Below are 16,562 nucleotides of genomic sequence, written 5' to 3' on the forward strand. Positions count from 1 at the left end.
CATTGCCCGGTTTAAATTTCAATGATTTACCAGCCTGCATTTTGTTTAAGCTGGCCCTGGCTTATCTGGATATCCTTTGGCGGAATTGGCCATACATTATCCCTGGCCGGATCAAAGTTACGGGCTTTCCAAACTACCGACCCATCGGCGCCATGTAATGGCTTGGCGTAGGTAGCCTGCGCATCGCCCCAGCGCACCAGGTCAAAGTTGCGGTCGCTCCATTCGCCTGCCAGTTCTACCCGGCGCTCATGCTTTAAATCGGCCATGGTAGCGCCAGTTTTGGGGGCCAGCCCGGCGCGTACACGTACCTGGTTTAAGGCAGCGTCGCCATTTTTACCCTGCATCAATTGCGCCTCGGCTTTGATCAGCAAAATTTCGGCATAACGTAACAACGGAACATTTAAATCGGTTGAGGGCTCGTCGCCGTTGGGGCTTACGTGTATGCCGTTTGCGTAGCTAAACGGCTCCATGTATTTATTAAACTGGTAGCCTGTTAAACTATTGCTTTTACCACCAATAGGGTAAGTATAGGTTTGGCCAAAATATTGAAACGTATCGCCGTTTTTAAGAATGGTTGCCGCCAGCCTTTTATCACCGGATTCAAATTCGTCAACCAGTTCTTTTGTAGGTTGGTAATAGCCAAAGCCATTGTACAAGCCCCAGCCTTTGTTCTCGAGCATGGCACCCGGTAAAATGCTTTGCCCGTTTAAGCTGCTCGCTACAGACCATAAATACTCTGAACTGTAATTGTTTGCTATTTTAAACACATCGGCGTAATTGGTTAATAAAGCATGTTTGCCGCTTAAAATAACCGAATCGGCATATTTTTCGGCATTGGCGTAATCCTTAGCGTGCAGGTAGGTTTTGGCCAGGTACGCCCAGGCCGCTGTTTTGTGGGCGCGGCCCTTATCTGAAGCCGCAAGCTGATCAAAATAAGGCAGCAATGATGCCGCTTTCTTTAAATCGGCCTCGATGTAGGCGTAATTGTCTTTAACAGACGTCGGCTGTGCGGGGAATGCAATCGGATTATCGCGGTTTTGAAGCGGTGCGCCCTGTTTGTTGGTACCGTATAGGTCGGCTATTTCCAGGTGCATTACAGCATGTACAAAATAGGCCTGCCCTAATATAAAGTTTTTTGTGGCCTGGTTCATATCGATACCAGGTACGTTGGCAATAATATCATTTGCCCTTTTCATTACCACAAAATGTAACGACCAGGGTGCATAAATACTGCTTTCGTTGCCAGTACAAACAAAGTTTTTTATATTTTCCCTGTCGGCAGATGTGCGGCCAACAACCATATCGTCGCTTGCGTTGATAAACCAGAAAAAGCCCCGGCCATACAAATCCTCGCTGTTGCTTTGTTTCTCGTATAAGCCGTTAGCCGCAGCCTGGGCATCATCGGCATTTTTCCAAAAATTGGAACTGGTGGGCGTTCCGGTGGGTTTAATACTGTCTAACGTGTTTTTGCCACAACTTTGTACAAGTATAATTACCATTACACCTAACAAACACTTCACTATATTTTTTAACTTCATCTTAATTGTCTCCTTAAATTATAAATGCGCGGTTGTTATAAGCCAACGTTAATACCTACTAAAATGATTCTTGATTGAGGGTAAAGGCCTAAATCGACACCGTTTTGATTAATGCCGACCTCTGGATCAAGCCCTGTATATTTGGTAAATGTGGCCAGGTTTTGTGCATTGACAAAAACCCTGGCGCTGCGTACGGCAATTTTCGACATCAACATTTGGGGTAGGGTATAACCGAGCGTTACATTTTTAATGCGCATATACGAACCGTTTTCTACATAAAAATCAGATACGTTACCAAAGTTGCCATTGGCGTCACTCGCCGAAAGTCGCGGTATACTGGTGTTAGTGTTGGTAGGCGACCACGCATTTTTAGCATCAGCCAACAGGTTGTAGTTTTGGATAGAAGCGTTTAAACCGGTATACTTAACCGCGTTGAAAATTTTATTGCCTGCTATACCCTGCAAAAACACACTCAAATCGAAATTGCCGTAATTGAAATTAGCGGTAAACCCATAATTGAATTTAGGGAAAGGTGTGCCTAAATATGTTTTATCGGCATCGGTAAGTTTACCATCGCCATTGAGATCGACAAATTTAAGGTCGCCGGGCTTTGCATTTGGCTGTATAAGTGCCCCCGATGCATTGGTATAACTATTAACCTGATCCTGGGTTTGGAACAAGCCCGCAGTTTTGTATCCGAAAAAAGAGTACAAAGGATACCCTTGGCTTAGCTGCACAGGCACCAGGTTATCCCTTACGGTTGGTGTTGATAGAATGGTTTGCTGCCCGGGTAAAATATCAAGTATCTTGTTCTCTATGTATGATCCATTGGCAGCAAGGTTATAATGCAGTTTGCCAATGTTGCCCTGGTACTTAATCCCTAACTCAATGCCTTTGTTCTGTATCTCGCCCCCGTTTACAAACGGCGGGTTGGATACACCAAAAACTGCTGCTACCGGTGGCTTAAATAAAAACTGGGTGTTTTTTTTCAAAAACACATCGCCAGTCACGTTCAACCGGTCGTTCATTAAGCCTAAGTCAAAACCAAAGTCTGTTTGGGTTGCTTTTTCCCACCTGAGATCAAGGTTGGCCAGGCCATCAATTGCCGATCCGGTGATTGCTGTTGCGGGGCTGCCAAGGTATCCGGCGGTTTTAGCTAAGGATACAGATGTAGGGAAGTTAGGTAAACCGGCAAGGTTACCAGACTGGCCGTAACTTGCCCGTAATTTTGCCAACGAAACCAAACTATTCGCCGGAAAAAAGGATTCTTTACTCAATAACCAGCCTGCCGATACGCCAGGATAATTTTCTGTACGGTTTTTACTACTCAACATGGAAGTAGCATCGCGCCTGATAATGCCGTTTACAAAGTATTTGCCTTTATAATCGTACCCAACCCTACCCAGGTAAGAGATAAGGGCGCTTTCGTTTTTATTGCCCTGTAAAGGAATACCGGTGGGGTATAAAGTGCCGTTTATAAGGTAGCGGTAGGCAGGGTCTTCGCTCAGATAGTTGTCTGTATTTACACTAAAAAACTCCTGAGTATCATCCTGGTAGGTATAGCCTGCCAATGCAGTTACGTGATGGTGCTGCCCGAATGTTCTGTCAAAGTTTAAGGTTTGCTCGGCAAGTACCGTCATTAAATTATTTTGTTCCTGGAACAGGGAGTTATCAAAAAACTTTTTACCGGGTTCGAGTATCCTGGTACTAAAGTTTTTAATGGTTTCAAGTTGTTTGGTAACTCCTAAGTTAGAGCGGAATTTTAAACCCTTAAGCAGGCTTATTTCCACATAGGGGTTGATGGTAAAGCTATTAACGGCATCACTGTTATCTAAACGTTGTAAATAGGCAACTGGGTTGATAACGTCGCCGTATGAACCGGCATACTGCGCAGGCACACCGCCAAAACTGCCGTCGGCATTGTAAACAGATGCATTAGGGGGATAAAATATGGCCGATAAAATAGCGCCGGTATAGGCGCTTGTGGTATTTGCGCCCTGGCCATTGTTGTAAGAGAATGACATACTTTCTCCCATTTTAAGCCAGCTTTTGATCTGATGGTCGGAATTTACCCTGAAATTATAGCGGATGGAGTTTGTATTTAAAAGGATAGCATCGTTTTTTCGATATCCCCCCGACACATAAAACGTTGATTTATCGTCGCCACCGCTAATATTAAGGCTATAATCCTGTACATGGCCGGTTCTGAACAAAGCATCCGTCCAGTTTGTGCGGGTAATCCGCGAATCCGGGTTTATAGTAGCGTCAAAGGCTGGCAGGCGGGTTTTGCCAGCGTTATCATAAGCCGTATTAATTGCATCGGCATAGTCGGCGGCATTTAAGGCCTGTAATATTTTTAAAGCATCTTGATTACCACCTTTAACCGAAATATTCAAATTGGTTTTACCTTGCTTACCACGTTTGGTGGTTATTAGGATAACACCACCCGCAGCCTTGGCCCCATAAATGGCCGCGTACGAATCTTTCAATACATCGATAGATTCGATGTCGTTAGGATCAATAGGTCCGCCGTTGTAAATGGTTCCGTCAACCACTGTTAAAGGGCCTTCGGTGTTAAACGAACTTTGGCCCCTTAGCCTGATGGTGGGTAATGAGGTCGGGTCGCCGCCTTCGTTTAAAACAGTTACCCCGGCAATTTGCCCCTGCAACATTTCGGTTACCGAACCTACCGAACGGTCTTTAACATTCGATACCTTCAACGATCCCACGGCGCCTGTTACGTCCGATCTTTTTTGCGTACCATAGCCCACCACAACTACGGCCGATAAACCAGTTACATCTGCGCTTAAAACCACGTCAAGCGGCGAATGGCCGGCAACTACTTCCAGGGTTTTATACCCGATAAAAGAAAACACAAGCACCTCGTTTTGCTCAACCGATATTTTATAATTACCGCTCACATCGGTAGTGGTAACAGCCTGCGATAATTTGCTGCGGATGGTAACACCGGCAATAGGGCCATCTTTATCCTTCACCGTACCGGTTATTACTATTTTTACCGGTATTTTTACCACTTTTTTTCGCGAAATGATAATGGTGTTGTACTTTTCGCGGTACTCCAGCACGGTGTTAACGGTTAAAGCATTTAGCACATCCCTGAGCGGCTTGCCTATAAAGGTGCTTGCCTTTACTTTTACTGCCGCCACATCATCTAAATTGTAATTGAAGGCCACATTGTTAAGCGCCTTTTTTAATTTTTCGAGCGATGCATCCATTGTTTCGTCGGCAAACCTTACGGTTACCGGCTGGTCAATCAAGGGTGTTTTCTGTTCGGCGCGGGATTGGCCCGGCATCAACGTTGCGAAAATTGTTAAGAGCAATAAAATTGCGGTCGTTAACTTTCCCGAAATCAGGGATAAAGATTTTTCCATATATTTGTTTTTTAAAGTGTTTGGTAACTGCTTGTGCGTGTTTAGTTTTAGCAGTTACACCTAATTAAGCCAGTGCTTGTTGGTAGCAAGCATTGGTTTTTCTTATGCTATTTAATAGTTATCATATCTCCGTTAAGCCGGTATTTATGGCCATCAATAAATTGTAGAATATCAAGCACCTGGCTAATGGTTAACTTATTTGAAAACCTAACCGAGTAGTGCTGTCTGTTTAAATTTTTGCCCGGATATTTAAAGTTGACGTTATACCTGTTTTGCAGGTAAACGGCCACCTCCTTAAATTCAACATTATCCAAAATAAGCTCGTCATGCATCCAGCTTAGCGCATGGCTGCCTGTGATGGTTTGCCTTGAAAAACTTTGATTTTGCTTATTGTAAGTTACCTGCTGTTGCGGTGTGTACATACCCAAGGTATGCTGCCTGTTATGCACTTCAACTTTGCCGCTGTTTACAAACATCTGTATGGTTGGCAGCTCGCGGTAAAACTTAATATTGAATGATGTGCCTAACACCTGCGTAGTAAGCTCACCTGTATGCACCCGAAAAGGTTTTGCAGCATCGTGCTTTACTTCAAAAAAAGCCTCTCCGTTTAGCAGGGTTACTTCCCTTGTGGCGGCGCTAAATTTAATAGGGAAACTTATGGTACTGCCCGCGTTTAATTGTACAAAGGTGCTATCGGGCAGCAGTATCTGTTTTATCTGCCCTTTGGGTGCAGTAATAATCTGGCAGGCTATTACATCGGCAGTTTTAGAGTCTGCAAACATCCGGTAACCCCAAATGCCTGCAAAAAGGGTGATCAAAAATAGGGCAGCTATTTTTAGCCAGCTGGTGTTTAACCTTGCTATGCGGGGCTGGTTAATGGTTTGCTTTTGTATTTTTTGCCAAAGCGCCTGCTTTAAATGCCCCACGGGTTGCGCGGTATCCTGCGGATGGCTTAACTCCTGCATCAGCGCTTGCAAATCAGCTAATTCTTCGCCGGTGCATTTGTCTTCGTTAAATTTATCAAGCAGTTTTTTTATTTCCTTTTCTTTCACTGTAAGCCTTTATACTTAACAAGTGACAGTAAGGTGGGATGTGTACTATAACAAACGTAAAAAAATCAGCAGCAGCAAAAATTCGCTAACGTTATCGGGCGGGACGACGTTATAATAGTAATGAACTACTTTTTTTAGCCGGCCAAGCGCACTGCTAATCTGGTTGCGCACCGTTTGGTGCGATAGGCCCAATTCGGCAGCTATTTGCTGTCCGTTCATATCGTGTTCGCGGCTGCACAGATAAACCTGCCTCATTTTTTCGGGCATATCGTCAATTTCGCGGTTTATTAAAAGGCTTAGTTCGGCAAAGGATAGTTTTTGGGCGGTAGTATCCTCGGTTATATCGGGTAACTCCATCCAATCATTTAATGGCTGTGGCTGTTTACTTTGTTTTTTAAACCATTTATAAGCCATATAGTTTACAGACACAACCAGGTAAGCCTCCAGCGCCCCATTTACTTGTATAGTGTAACGATTTTTCCATATTGACAGGAAGAGCTCCTGTACCATATCCATGGCCTCATCTTCGTTTTGCGTTTTTCTTAGCGCCAACGATATGAGTTTATCGGCATAACGCTCATAAATTTCCTGAAATGCCCCGTGGTTACTGCTTTGAAGTTCCAGTAAAAGTTGAGCATCCGGGTATTGTTTCACAAGCCTTTTTTATACGCGCAAAGTAACGGCAGTGATATTAATTGAAATTTAAGTGTATATTAACGCTTGGTATATAGGCGGTTTAAAAATCATAAACCAACCGTACCATGCAAATCACCCATAAAAGAGCCCTGGTCGGATAGTTTAAGGGCCAATAAAAAACTCAGGATATGCAATCATCGAAATGTTATTCAAAAACCTTGAGATAGAAATCTGAAGGTTTTTTTACTCCTGTTATTTATTAATAACTTGCTGGTATGTACGAGCACTTGCTAAATATCATATCTCAAAAGGGGGAGCTAACCGAAGCTGATCATAATTTATGTACGGCATGTTTTGAGTCGGTGTTGTTGCCTAAAAACAGAATTGTTGAACAAGCCGGATATATACCCCGGTACTTATATTTTGTTGTAAAAGGCTTTATGCGTATTTTTCATTACAATGATGGTGGCGACGAAGTAACAACTCATATTAATTGTCCACCGGGCTTTTTAACTTCTTACTTTCATTTTATCAATCAAACTAAAGCTGATGAGTATGTGGAATGCATTACCGAATGCAAATTGCTTAGGATCACTAAACCTAATTTAGACCGGTTAACCAATGAAAGCCAGGCGTTTAAAAATTTTAGTATTGAAGTATTTCAGCAGTCTATAGCTTATAACGAAAACCGTTCAAAAGAGCTGGCTACCTTAACGGCAGAACGGCGGTATAAAAAAATGATCGAAAACTATCCGGCTATTATCCAGCATGTGCCGGTGCAGTACATCGCATCCTTTTTGGGCATGAAGCCTGAAAGTTTGAGCCGTATACGCAAACGGATGCATTCCTAACATTTGTCAAGTGGATTAACTTTTATAGTTGGCAGATTTGAACCATTAATTAATTACAAAATGGAAAATCAACAACTATCATTGGTTAACGGTGCAAACGGGCACCTCGGCAACAATTTAGTGCGGTTGCTTATCAGCAAAGGCCTTCGGGTACGTGCCTCGGTAAGGAGCATTGGTAATAAAAAACCTTTTGAAGGCCTGGATTGTGAGGTGGTTCAATCAGACATTGCCGATAAGCAATCCTTAGTAAGGGCGCTGCAGGGTGTAGATACCTTTTATGCCGTAGGGGCAGTGTTTAAGCTTTGGGCCAAAGATCCCCAGAAAGAGATTTATGACGTAAACATCAGGGGTACCCGGAGCATGATAGAAGCAGCCGCAGAGGCCGGCGTTAAAAGGATTGTATATGTGAGTTCAATAGCCGCCTTAAATTATACTACCATCCCGGCAAAGGAAAGTTATGGTTATAATCCGGATCGGAGGGATATGTATTACAACTCAAAAAATGACGGCGAACAACTGGCTTTTAAACTTGCAAAGGAATTTAACATAGAGCTGGTAGCTGTATTGCCATCGGCTATGATAGGGGGAGAAGCTTTTGCGCCATTAAACGTATCGTACAATATTCTCAGGTTAATTCTGCAAAAACAAATCCCGGTAGAAACTGATATAGCGCTTAATTGGGTAGATGTAAAGGATGTTGCCGAAGGTTGTTATTTAGCAGCAACAAAGGGGATGAGCGGAGAGCGGTATATCCTGGCAAATGAAACATGTACATCTATTAAAGATACTACTAAAATTGCGCAGCAGCTTTTTCCTGAGTTGAAAATCAAATTACCGTTAGCGGTGCCAAAGCCTGTTTTGTTTGTTATGGCCTGGTTTATGGAATTAGCAAGTAAAATAAATGGGAAAGCACCATTGTTGAGCGTTAAAGACATTGCCATGTTCTCAGGATTGCAACAAGATTTCGACTTAACAAAATCGAGAAAAGAATTAGGTTTTAATCCCACAAATACCGACGAGGTTTTAAAAGAGTCAATGCATTATTTGATCAAGCATCAATTAGTTCAGTTAAAGATCTTTTAAAGCCGCTGAAATGGTATGGGAGTTTAAATATACATTTAGCCAATTCGCAAGCTGTAGGAAAAGATAATTGAAAGGTCTTTAGATGAAAGTCTGAGGGCTTTTTATTTGCAGATATTTTCTAATTTGGTTTAAATTTAATCACCTCCATAAAATTATGAAACCTGAATACAAATTGCTTTTAACCGGATTTCTTGCAATAGGATTATTCGATGCTTTAGCCTCGATAGCTTCCAGGAAGTTGGGTTTTAATTACGCTTATTGGGGTTCGGGCTCGTTGGTTATATACTGCGTTGTTGGTTTTTGGGGTTCTAAACAAATAAACTCAAGAACAGCAGTTTTAATTGCAGCCGCTGTTGGCTTTTTTGATTCAACAATCGGTTGGAAGATTTCAATGTTTTTAAAAGCAAATACTGGTAATATCAAAAATGAGCCCACTATTGCTGTTTGGATTATAACCATCATATTCGTGACTGGGTTTGGGGCTCTTTGCGGACTAATCGGCAGTGCACTTGCAACGTATTTGGCAAGAAAAAGAGTTAGCGGCATATAGCTATCATCTTTCCAACCCGCTGCAAATTACAAATAACCTATAAAAGAGTTCGATTTTTGTAGTCAAATGGAGAAATATACTCGAACCAGCCATTTGTAGGCAGTCACTTGTTCTTACCCATTACCGAATGCCGTAATTCATCAAAAACAGAGCATAGCTATTGCTCTGTAATCTCAAAATTTACGGTTCAGCCAAATAGCAGGTTGGCGCTCTTTAATTCTTGGAATATCATTCCACTTCCAACCTCATTCCTTTCAGATCAGTTATGGTGCGCATTTCTCGAACTTCTTTTTCTACTCGAGGGTTTTCACTCCTTTGATGGTTGCGCCTGTTTGCTGATGCAAATCAAAAATGGTGACGTTATTTTCTCCCTTTTGCAACCAGTTGGCCGGGCAATATAAATGGAATTGAGGTCCCACGTTCCAGTAACGGCCCAGGTTATGGCCATTAACCCAAATCACACCCTTTTTAAAATTACTCAGGTCAAGATAGGTGTCGGCTACCGTTTTTAATCGGAAGCTGCCTTTGAAAAAAACACCATCATGAAAATCAGTACCAGTTGTAGTTCGGAGTGTTGTTATAAACTGATCATCCAGTGGCAGCCTGAATATTTGCCAGTTGGTGAGCGTCATACCCTCAAGGGTAACTCTATCGGTAATCCCTTTCCTGTCAACCATGTACTGGGCAAAATTAATATGTCCCATATTTTCAACCAGGATATCCAGCACCGGGTCTTTAACATCAGTTTTAGGCAGTGGTATGGTCCATTTGCCTCCGTCGCGGTAAATGGTATCCACTAATTTGCCGTTTAATAATACCAGGGCATAATCATGTGGTTCAGTAATGGTTAGGTTGCCGCTTTTACGGCCTATTAACTTAGTTCGGTACATAATAAAACCGCTGTATTGTCCGAGGCTTTCCATGGGCACCGGTTGGGCCGATTGAACAGCAGTAGGCAGTACGTTCCAGATGGTATTAACGGGCTTCATATCAAAAGCTGGAACATCGGTTATTGGTATCGATTTAGGAACTTCGGGGATTTTATACTTTACGTATTTAGCTATCAGGTTACGTAGGGCATAGTATTTGGGTGTGGGCTCTCCCCGTTCATTAATTGGAGCATCGTAATCATAGCTGGTAACATCGGGCTGAAATTGCGTTGGGGTAAAAGCATTGGCACCCGCATTATAGCCAAAATTGGTACCGCCATTTATAACATATAAATTGAACGATTTTTGATGTTCAAGCAGGTAAGTAACATCTTTTAAAATACCGTCGGTTCCTGGTTTTTGCCATTTCTCTTTCCAATGGGTTAACCATCCCGGATAGCTTTCACTGCTGAAAGACGGAACATCGGGATTCTGTTTGGCCGCAAGTTCAAAATCAGCATCTCCCGAACCGCTATCCAACCCTATTGCGGCGCCGTCAACACCACCAGCTTCCAGCATAAACGCAGCAGGGCCATCTGCGGTGTAAAAAGGTACGTTAATACCATTCTTTACCCAAAGCCCTCTTAAGGTTTTAATATACTCCCGGTCGTTGGCATAACTGCCGTACTCATTTTCAACCTGTACCATTATTATAGGCCCGCCGCTGGTGCATTGTAAATTTTTAACCTGTTGTGATAGCACATCCACATACCTGGTTACCTCGGCTATATATCGCGGGTCCATACACCTGAGTTTAATATCCGGAATGCTTAACAGGTAAGGGGGCAGGCCGCCAAAATCCCATTCGGCACATACGTATGGACCCGGCCTTAGCAACACCCACATGCCTTCTTCCTGGCACATGCGTATAAAATCGACTATATTTCTGTTTTCTGTTGTAAAATCAAATACACCCTTTTGCTGTTCGTGGTAGTTCCAGAAAATATATGCTGCAATGGTATTGCAGCCCATAGCCTTGGCCATTTGAATGCGGTGCCGCCAGTACATTTTGGGGATACGGGCCGGGTGCAGTTCGCCGCTGATTATTTGAAAGGGTTTCCCATCCAGCAAAAAAGCGCTTTTACCTAAAGAAAAAACATGTTTTTGTTGGGATATAGCCAATCCCGATGATAAGATGAAAGAAATGATCAGGAAAAACTTTTTCATGGATGTTTCAATTTCTGGTAAATGAACAATTTTATATCAATAAAAAGGTAAAAATAAAGTAGTATCATGCCAAAGAGCGCGACGGTGGATTTATGGGCGATGATAATATTAAAACCCAGATCCGCCTGGCATTCATCATCTAAGCATTCGCTCGTAGCGAACCACTATTCCTCTGTTGAACCGGGAATTATGATGAGGGTTCGGCTTTAAAATTTTATGCACTAAGCCAATGCGCATACTTCATATAAAATAAAATTTCCGGGACGGGCAATGCCGCCGTCCCGGAAATTTTTAATTACCAACCCGGGTTTTGCACGAGCTGTTTATTCAGATCAATCTCGTTTTGCGGAATTGGCCATAAGTAATCGCGGCTTACATTGAACTGGCGTTTTTCAACCAGAACGTGTTGGCCGTAATCTGCCCTTGCTGTATTGAAATAGTTAAGAATGCCATAGGCGTTACCGGGCATCACCGTTTCGGCAATCTTCCATCTGCGGATATCAAACAACCGGTTGTCTTCCATCGGGAACTCCACATGCCTTTCTCTCCTTACAGCGGCACGTAATTGTACCTGCGTTGATGCTGTTGCGGCGGTAAGTGCGGGCATATTAACTCCGGGCCTTTGTCTAACTTTGTTAATGGCATCATAAACAGACTGATCAATGCTACCGGCTTCAATTTTAGCCTCAGCATAAGTAAGCAGTACTTCTGCATACCTGATCAGTACGATATCATTATAGGAGTTGGAATCCCAATTTCCTGAAATCACAGTCGGGATATACTTTTTATAATAGTAGCCGGTAAACGAGGCGTTATTTTTACCTAAAGCATCAATCGAATTTGGGCTTGTCACATCAATCACGTTGCCGTTGACAGTCGTTCCCGGCACCACAACCGTTAACTTAAGCCTGGGGTCGCGGTTGTCAAAAGGCTTGGCCGGATTATACAAGGCCGATTGATCAATGGTATTCCCATCGGTACATTCATAATCGTCAACCAGTTTTTGCAATGGCACCACTTGCGACCAGCCGCCAAGCGTGGGGCCGCCAACCCAGGTGGCTGTTGCGTTAGTGTAAGTGTTAGCCAGGTACTGGCCGGCCAAAATAATTTCGGGGCTGGTTTTATTGCTCCCATTAAATAAGCTCAGGTAATCGCCATCTATACTGTATTGGCTTAAATCCATCACCGCTTTTGCCGCAGTGGCGGCTTCGGTATATTGTGCATTGTAAAGCAAAGTCCTGGCTTTTAAAGCCATAGCGGCCCCGCGGGTTATCCTTCCCTGGTCGGCAGTGGCATAGGTTAAGGGGAGGTATGTGGCTATGGTATCCAGTTCGGCTACGATAAATTTAGATACTGTGGCTTTTGACGTTCTTGCTACATCAAATTCACTAATTGCCTGCACATGGGTAATCAGTGGCACATCGCCGTACATGCCAATTAATTGCTGGTAGGCATAGGCCCTTAAAAAGCGCGATTCGCCGATGAGGCGCTTACGCTTGTCATCGGTCATGCCGGTAACCTTGTTGATATTGTCGAGTACGTTGTTGGCGGCACCTATCATGGTGTAAAAGTTTGACCAGTAGTGGCTGAATACCCCGTTGCTGGCTGTACCGGTTCCGTTACCTGCATACTGGATATCATCTGGCCAGTTGCTCCATGAGTAACTATCGTCTGTAGCGCATGACAGGAATATCCTGTCGGTAAAATCGCCTAAATAGCGATAGATATTATTAACGGCTTGTACGGCATTGGTTTCTGTTTTCCAAAAATTGGCCGCTGAAGAAGCATCTAAAGGTTGTTTATCAAGCTCGTTTTTTTTACAGGCCGTAAAACTCACAGTTATAACAGCCAGTATTAAAATTATATATTGAATTTTTTTCATCTCTGTTGCTTTAAAAGTTTGCGTTTATACCAAAGGTGTAGGTTTTAACCTGCGGATAGTAACGATTATCATTTGGCGATTCAGGATCGATATCATTTGGTAGTTTACTGAACGTAAACATATTTTGTCCTGATACGTAAAATCTCAATTTAGATAGATGCAGTTTGCTGATCAGGGCCGGTTCAAAGTTATAACCCAGCTGCATGCTTTTTACCCTTAAGTACGATCCGCTTTTGATCCAGAAAGAAGAGGCCTGGTAATTTTGTGTCGAGGTGGTTAGGCGCGGATAGCTAGCATCGGTATTGGTTGGCGTCCAGCTATCTTCTTGACTGGCTTTGAAGTTACCATCGGTACTTGTTGGCGCTCTTTCCATAACCAGGGTACTTACATCAACCTTACCAACGCCCTGTAATAAGGTTGCAAAGTCGAAACCTTTATAATTGGCACTTAAATTAAAGCCAAAAGTATAACGGGGGATATTGCTGCCTAAATAAACACGGTCTTTAGAATCGATCACACCATCACCGTTCTGGTCTTTGTAGATCAGATCGCCTGCTGCGGTACCTGTAGTTTGCTTGGCATGGGAAGCTACCTGTGCCGCCGACTGGAAGATACCTTCAACCTGGTAACCGTAGTAAGACCCGATAGGTTGCCCTGTTACATATCCAAAAGTATTGTTGTTATTGTCGGTTGTTAAATAATCAGTGCCTTTCAGGTCGGTGATCTTGTTTTTCACATCAGAGATATTACCCCCTACTGAGTATTTAAAATCTGAGCCGATTTTGCCCTTGTAATTCACACTGAATTCATAACCCTTATTGTTCATGCTGCCCGCGTTTTGGTATGCGGCAGTAAAGCCTACAGAAGCTGGTATAGGCAGCGCGTATAAAATGTTGTCGGTATTTTTGTTGTAGTAATCAAAAGTAAAGGTCAGTTGATTATTCAAGATACCTAAATCGAAGCCGATATCAGCCATCGTGGTAGTCTCCCAGGTTAGCCCGTTGTTCACATAAACACTTTGGCTGGCTGCGGTATTCAGCGTACCGCCAAAAGGGTAACTGTTGTTATAGCTGAAGGTTGACTGGTATGGGTAATTAACTACGGCGCTTGAAGTAGAAAGCGGATTATCATTGCCAAGTTTACCCCATGATCCCCTTAGTTTTAATTCCTGGATGCCCGAAAAATCCTGCATGAACTCTTCTTTGGCAAGATTCCAGCCGGCAGAGAATGACGGGAACCAACCGTAATTTGACCCTTTAGGAAAACGGGAAGAACCATCGCGGCGAATATTGGCCTCAAACAAATATTTGTCGTCATAAGAATAGTTGAATCTTCCGAAATAGGATATCAAGAGATATTCGGTAGCGGTGCCGCTATTGGTTGAGGTATTGGCCGAACCTGCATTGATCTCCGACAAGTCGCCATCAGGAATATCCTTTCTATATGCAGTCAGGTAATCGTAGTTTTCGCTTAACCGGGAAGCGCCCGCCAAAAAGCTAAGGTTATGTTTGCCAAAAGTTTTTTTGTAGTTGATAAGCCCCTGGTAATTCTGGAACCAGTAGCCTGTATATTGTTTGGTAATATCATTTTGGCCAATGGTTAGTGTTTTTTTTGTATCATACTGAATATAGTCAAATGCCTTATTATGCAAGCTGTTGTATGAACTCTGGTAATTATCAGATGCGGTTCCGGTAAGGGTTAAGCCATCGATAATCTGGTAGTTCAGTTTAAAGTTTCCGATAAACAGGTTCTTTTTGTAACTATAAACACCACCTTCATCCTGAAGCCTTAAAGGGTTCTGTCCACCGCGCAGTGTAGCCCAGGTGCCATCAGTATATTTGTCAACATTTAACGGGTTGGCTACAGCTCCCTGCCCAAATTGATACCAGGCCGAGCCTGAAACCCCTTGTGGTTCCACTTGATTAGATATATTGGCCGATATGTCGGCGCTGAAGTCCAGGCGTTTGGTGATCTTTGTATCTGTATTCAACCTTACGGTAAGCCTGTCGTAATTCATGTTTTTGATCAAACCGTCCTGGTTAAAATAGTTGGTAGAAAACCGGTACGTGTTTTTCTCGCCGCCGCCAGATACCGCTAAGCTATGTTGCTGTTGAAAGCCGCTGCCTGTAAGTATTTTTTTAAGCCAGTAGTTGTCTGGATATAAATTTTGGTCGCGGTTTGGATTGTCGTACTGAGCTATCTGCGCATCAGAATAAACAGCCCCTGAGCCCGAATTAGTATACATCAGGTTTGCTAAACGCATAAACTCCTGTGCGCCTACAAATTTTGAAAGGCGGGTTGGGCTCTGCCATCCGAAATAATTAGAATACGTAACCGCTGTTTTGCCATTTGCACCTCTTTTGGTAGTGATTAAAATTACGCCGTTAGCAGCCCTTACACCATAAATTGAAGAGGCAGCCGCGTCTTTCAACACCGAAACAGAGGCAATGTCGTTAGCGTCTACATTGTTGATATCGGTTTGAACGCCATCAACCAAAACCAGTGGGTTGCTATTGTTCAATGTACCAATACCCCTGATGCGTATGGTACTCTGGTCGCTTCCCGGCTGACCCTGGCTTTGCGTAACTGTAACGCCCGAAGCCATACCTTGCAGTGCCGTTGATACCTGGCCTACCGGTTTCCAGTTTAAGTCATTCCCGCTCACCGAGGTTACTGAACCTGTAAGATTTACCTTTTTCTGTGTGCCGTATGCTACTACAACCACTTCATTCAATTTGTTATCGTCAGGAACAAGATGAACATTCATAGCTGATCCGGTGGTGGCCGGCAGTTCTACAGTGGTAAACCCGATAAATGAGAAAACCAGTACTGCATTGCTATTTGGTGCATCTATCTTAAACTTACCATCGGCATCAGTAACGGTAATTGTTACACTCCCTTTTATTTTTACAGTAACACCTGGTAGGGGGAGGTTTTTGTCGTCGGTTACCTGCCCGCTTATAGGTATGGCAGCCTGGATTTTCTGTTGGGTATTACTGCTTGTTTTTTCCTGTAGGATGATGGTTTTATCCATAAGTTTGTAACTTAACAGCGTGTTTTCCAAGCATTTTTCAAGTGCCTCCGAAAGAGAGGCACCTGCCAGCTTCACGGTAACTTTTTTATTTTTCACATCTTTTGAATCATAGAAAAATACGTATCCGCTTTGCTGGCTGATACTGCCAAGCACACTCTCCAACGAACTGTTGGTTTCATTGAGATTGATTTTTTGACTGAAAGCTTTGGCGCTGCAATGAAGCGCACCTGCTATTAAAAAAATGGTGGTCAACTTCATAACCAGGAGGATTTTTTTAGTGAGCCATTTTGGATGTATGGCAACAGAAAAAGCATTATAATTCATACTTTTGATGAGTTTGGGTTAATACACGATTAGCTTCAATTAATTCGTTTTTCCGGAAATGGAAAGGGGTTAACTCAAATATTTCGTACCCCGATTGCCGTCGGGGTACGTTTTTAAATTAACA

At 43.1% G+C, this 16,562-nt stretch carries 10 protein-coding genes; 3 read left to right on the plus strand and 7 right to left on the minus strand.

What is annotated here, in order from left to right; all coding sequences use genetic code 11:
- Positions 1–26 precede the first annotated feature (26 nt).
- From MUCPA_RS17550 to MUCPA_RS17565, 4 genes are all read right to left on the minus strand, one after another.
- Complete coding sequence (locus MUCPA_RS17550) at positions 27–1,538, minus strand: RagB/SusD family nutrient uptake outer membrane protein (RefSeq protein WP_008508201.1); 1,512 nt, start codon at positions 1,536–1,538, stop codon at positions 27–29.
- 35 nt (positions 1,539–1,573) lie between these two features.
- On the minus strand, positions 1,574–4,930 hold the full coding sequence (locus tag MUCPA_RS17555; RefSeq protein WP_008508202.1) for a SusC/RagA family TonB-linked outer membrane protein: 3,357 nt from the start codon (positions 4,928–4,930) through the stop codon (positions 1,574–1,576).
- Between the two features lie 107 nt (positions 4,931–5,037).
- Entirely contained in the window at positions 5,038–5,982 is a 945-nt protein-coding gene (locus tag MUCPA_RS36205; protein WP_008508203.1) for a FecR family protein, read from the minus strand.
- A 45-nt stretch (positions 5,983–6,027) separates the two neighbouring features.
- Positions 6,028–6,636: an RNA polymerase sigma factor gene (locus tag MUCPA_RS17565; protein ID WP_008508204.1), complete on the minus strand. Its 609-nt coding sequence runs from the start codon at positions 6,634–6,636 to the stop codon at positions 6,028–6,030.
- 257 nt (positions 6,637–6,893) lie between these two features.
- On the opposite strand from MUCPA_RS17565, the gene MUCPA_RS17570 reads away from it, so the two are divergent.
- The 3 genes from MUCPA_RS17570 to MUCPA_RS17580 all read left to right on the plus strand — a co-directional run bounded on the left by MUCPA_RS17570 (position 6,894) and on the right by MUCPA_RS17580 (position 9,102).
- Positions 6,894–7,469, plus strand: a complete 576-nt coding sequence (locus MUCPA_RS17570) for a Crp/Fnr family transcriptional regulator (protein WP_008508205.1) — start codon at positions 6,894–6,896, stop codon at positions 7,467–7,469.
- 60 nt (positions 7,470–7,529) lie between these two features.
- A complete protein-coding gene (locus tag MUCPA_RS17575) occupies positions 7,530–8,552 on the plus strand; it encodes an NAD-dependent epimerase/dehydratase family protein (protein ID WP_008508206.1) in 1,023 nt (340 codons plus the stop codon).
- Positions 8,553–8,706: 154 nt separating this feature from the next.
- Positions 8,707–9,102 carry a hypothetical protein gene (locus MUCPA_RS17580; protein WP_008508207.1) on the plus strand — a complete coding sequence of 132 codons (396 nt, stop codon included), beginning with the start codon at positions 8,707–8,709 and terminating at the stop codon, positions 9,100–9,102.
- Between the two features lie 293 nt (positions 9,103–9,395).
- On the opposite strand, the gene MUCPA_RS17585 is transcribed toward MUCPA_RS17580, so the two are convergent.
- The 3 genes from MUCPA_RS17585 to MUCPA_RS17595 form a co-directional block, all read right to left on the minus strand.
- Positions 9,396–11,198, minus strand: a complete 1,803-nt coding sequence (locus MUCPA_RS17585) for a glycoside hydrolase family 35 protein (RefSeq protein WP_008508208.1) — start codon at positions 11,196–11,198, stop codon at positions 9,396–9,398.
- A 295-nt stretch (positions 11,199–11,493) separates the two neighbouring features.
- The gene (locus tag MUCPA_RS17590; RefSeq protein ID WP_008508209.1) at positions 11,494–13,080 is read right to left on the minus strand and encodes a RagB/SusD family nutrient uptake outer membrane protein; all 1,587 of its coding nucleotides are present in this window, start codon (positions 13,078–13,080) and stop codon (positions 11,494–11,496) included.
- Positions 13,081–13,090: 10 nt separating this feature from the next.
- Positions 13,091–16,372, minus strand: a complete 3,282-nt coding sequence (locus MUCPA_RS17595) for a TonB-dependent receptor (protein WP_233276881.1) — start codon at positions 16,370–16,372, stop codon at positions 13,091–13,093.
- Positions 16,373–16,562: the final 190 nt, after the last annotated feature.

It is taken from the genome of Mucilaginibacter paludis DSM 18603 (assembly GCF_000166195.2).
GTDB classification, from domain to species: Bacteria; Bacteroidota; Bacteroidia; order Sphingobacteriales; family Sphingobacteriaceae; genus Mucilaginibacter; species Mucilaginibacter paludis.

Coding starts and splice junctions, on each gene's coding strand:
- MUCPA_RS17550 (WP_008508201.1), bottom strand. CDS start 1,538: ATGAAGTTAAAAAATATAGTGAAGTGTTTGTTAGGTGTAATGGTAATT.
- MUCPA_RS17555 (WP_008508202.1), bottom strand. CDS start 4,930: ATGGAAAAATCTTTATCCCTGATTTCGGGAAAGTTAACGACCGCAATT.
- MUCPA_RS17570 (WP_008508205.1), top strand. CDS start 6,894: ATGTACGAGCACTTGCTAAATATCATATCTCAAAAGGGGGAGCTAACC.
- MUCPA_RS17575 (WP_008508206.1), top strand. CDS start 7,530: ATGGAAAATCAACAACTATCATTGGTTAACGGTGCAAACGGGCACCTC.
- MUCPA_RS17580 (WP_008508207.1), top strand. CDS start 8,707: ATGAAACCTGAATACAAATTGCTTTTAACCGGATTTCTTGCAATAGGA.
- MUCPA_RS17585 (WP_008508208.1), bottom strand. CDS start 11,198: ATGAAAAAGTTTTTCCTGATCATTTCTTTCATCTTATCATCGGGATTG.
- MUCPA_RS17590 (WP_008508209.1), bottom strand. CDS start 13,080: ATGAAAAAAATTCAATATATAATTTTAATACTGGCTGTTATAACTGTG.
- MUCPA_RS17595 (WP_233276881.1), bottom strand. CDS start 16,372: ATGAAGTTGACCACCATTTTTTTAATAGCAGGTGCGCTTCATTGCAGC.